At 63.5% G+C, this 2,670-nt stretch carries 3 protein-coding genes and 1 tRNA gene; 3 read left to right on the top strand and 1 reads right to left on the bottom strand.

Annotation, left to right across the window (positions count from 1 at the left end; translation table 11 throughout):
- Nucleotides 1–335: hypothetical protein (locus tag NW809_RS11825; RefSeq protein ID WP_414402222.1), on the top strand; the 335-nt coding region annotated here is incomplete at its 5' end.
- Nucleotides 336–381: 46 nt separating this feature from the next.
- Nucleotides 382–1,656, top strand: a complete 1,275-nt coding sequence (locus NW809_RS11820) for a D-alanyl-D-alanine carboxypeptidase (RefSeq protein WP_414402221.1) — start codon at nt 382–384, stop codon at nt 1,654–1,656.
- A 196-nt stretch (nt 1,657–1,852) separates the two neighbouring features.
- On the opposite strand, the gene NW809_RS11815 is transcribed toward NW809_RS11820, so the two are convergent.
- A tRNA-Ile gene (locus NW809_RS11815) sits at nt 1,853–1,925 on the bottom strand.
- A 183-nt stretch (nt 1,926–2,108) separates the two neighbouring features.
- Between NW809_RS11815 and NW809_RS11810 the strand changes: the two genes are divergently transcribed.
- Nucleotides 2,109–2,670 (top strand): TMEM165/GDT1 family protein (locus NW809_RS11810; protein ID WP_414402220.1); only part of this gene is annotated, 562 nt, incomplete at its 3' end.

The raw sequence follows: 2,670 nt of genomic DNA, 5'->3' as shown, positions 1-2,670 counted from the left end.
GGGGCTTCTGGCTGGGATCCCTGGCCTTGGCAGCTTTGCTGACCCGTGTCGGGCTGGGGTGGCTGGTCGCCGGGTTGGTGGCTCTGTTGCTGTTCTTGCTCTCTCTGCCGGTGCTGGTGCTGCTGGCCTTTCGCTGGTGGGCGCGCCGCTGGATCGCCACGGATCGCTGCCCGGTGTGTGGGTCTGAGTCTCAGGCCATCGAGGGCAGCCGCTTCTTTTGCCCCAGTTGTGGCGAGCCGCTGTTTGTTGCCGATGGCCATTTTTATCGGCAAACGCCCCCCGGCACCATCGACGTGGAGCCGCTAGAAGAAAGCGGCTGGGAGTTGCCAAGCTGAGGGCTCCGCTCTGGGGGTGGGTTGGCGTTTTTAGAGGGCATTTTGGGTGAAAAGTGCTCCGCAACGCTATTGCCAACGACAGCGGCCGGGCTGGCGGCTGGTTGCGATCTGGGGGGGGACGCTCTCGGCGGCGTTCCTTCTGCTGAGCTCAGCTCAGGCGACGGCGCAGGGATCCCTGCAACCTCAGGTGGAGACCTACCTGGCCCAGTTGAGCGGCCGCGGCTTTGCTTCCACGGCCCAGGGGGTTTGGCTGCAGAGGGGCGACGAGGTTTTGGGGCAACATCAGGGATCCAAGGCTTTGCCGGCGGCCTCCCTGACCAAGGTGGCCACCACCCTGGCTGCTCTGCAGCAGTTTGGCCCGCACCACCGCTTTGTGACCACCTACTTGGCAACCGGTTCGCTGGGAACGGACGGAGTTTTGCAGGGCGATCTCTGGGTGCTGGGGGGGGAGGATCCCTTCTTTGTCTGGGAGGAAGCCTTCGCGGTGGGGAACGCCCTCAACGCCCAGGGGATCCGCCAGGTGCGCGGGGATCTGGTGGTGGTGGGCCGCTTCTACATGAACTTTTCCCGGGATGGGGCCCGTTCGGGATCCCTGCTGCGCCAGGGGCTGGATGCCCGCCTCTGGCCCCCGGAAGCCCAGGCGCAATTCCAGACCTTGCCCCCCGGCACCCCCAGGCCGCAGGTGGAGATTTTGGGGTCGGTGCGAGTTGCCCAGCAGATCCCTTCGGAGGCCCAGGTCTTGCTCAGGCATGAGTCGCCTCCCCTCATTCACCTGCTCAAGCTGATGAACCTCTACAGCAACAATGCCATGGCCGAGATGCTGGCAGAGGCGGTGGGAGGAGCGGCCCAGGTTGCCCAAATAGCCCGCGCTGCAGCAGGGATCCCGGCAGAAGAGCTGCACCTGATCAACGGCTCGGGATTGGGGGTGGAAAACCGCATCTCCCCGCGGGCCAATGTAGCCATGTTGCGGGCAACCCAGGCGTTGCTGGAAGAGCGCGGCTTGTCGCTGGCGGATGCCTTTGCCGTCGTCGGCCAGGATGTGGGCGTGCTGGAGCGGCGGCTTCTGCCGGGGATCTTGATCGCCAAGTCGGGCACCCTGAGCGGCGTCAGCACCTTGGCGGGCGTGTTGCCAACTGAGCGGGGCGATATCTGGTTTGCCGTCATGAACGGCGGGGCCAACTTGGCCCAGTTGCGCACCTGGCAGGGAGAGTTTCTCAGCCGGCTCCAGTCCCGCTGGGGATCCCCCGCCGCCTTGCCCGAGCGCTGGCTGCCTCGTCCCTTAGATACGAGATCCCGCAGGGAGTCGAGCCCTCGCCTTTGACGGTTTGCCTGGGAGGGGTCGCCTCAGCAGCAAAGCGCCTGGGGATGGCAAACCCTCGCAAGCCGGTTTCAATTCAGCCAGAAGCCGCAGGAACCCCGCCCCCCAGTCCCCCCGTGTACGGGGGGATATAGGGGGGATTGAGGGGGCAGTCGGAGTCGGGTAGTTTACAGCCCTTCTCCGGAGAGGGTTGCGGCGATGGGGCGTACAGGAATCGAACCTGTGTAAGGCAAATTATGAGTTTGCTGCCTAAACCGCTCGGCCAACGCCCCTTCTTCTTCTACTTTTTACTCTAGCGCCCTTGTTCTTTCCAGAACCGGTGAAAAAGAGCCCCGCTACAGGATAAGCTGCATGTCGGTGGTTAGCGGACAGCAGAGACCATGGCATCAGCGCGTTCCTGGCAGAGGCAACTGGCTTTAGGCTTGGGGCTGACTGCCTTATCCTTGGTTCTCGGTTTGGTTTTTTGGGCCGTTGGGCAGCACTATCTCCCCTGGAACGAAGCCGCCTCTGTGGACTGGCAACCCACCGGCCAGAACCTGGCTCTGTCTCCTGCCCTGGAAGCGCAGACGGTGCCGTCCCCCCCTGAAGCGCCTTCCGCCGTCAACAACCCGCCAGAGGGATCCCCGCTACAGCTCTGGCTTGTTACCTTTTTAACCGTGTTTGTGGCGGAGATGGGCGATAAGACTCAGTTGGCCACCTTGCTCATAAGCGCCCAGTCCAAGTCTCCCTGGGCGATCTTTTTCGGCTCTGCCAGCGCCCTGGTGACCGCCAGTTTGCTCAGCGTAGCCTTAGGGGGATCCCTGGGGCAGGTGATCCCGGCAGCCTGGCTAGAATGGTTGGCTGGCCTCGGCTTCCTGGCAATCGGGAGCTATGTTCTCTGGCGAGAATGGCAAGGGAAGCGTGAGCCCTCTGGAGGAACCGAGGATGGCCTGCCAGGGAAAATTGACACTCCCACCCAGGGGATTCTTACGCAGCCCAAAATGGACTCGCGAAGGCGCTGTCAAGACGCCCCTAGAC

The sequence above is a fragment of the Synechococcus sp. WC101 genome, assembly GCF_047461555.1.
Taxonomy (GTDB): domain Bacteria; phylum Cyanobacteriota; class Cyanobacteriia; order Thermostichales; family Thermostichaceae; genus Thermostichus.
The sequence above is the reverse complement of the archived record's forward strand: the minus strand, read 5'-3'. Positions and strand labels throughout refer to the sequence as shown.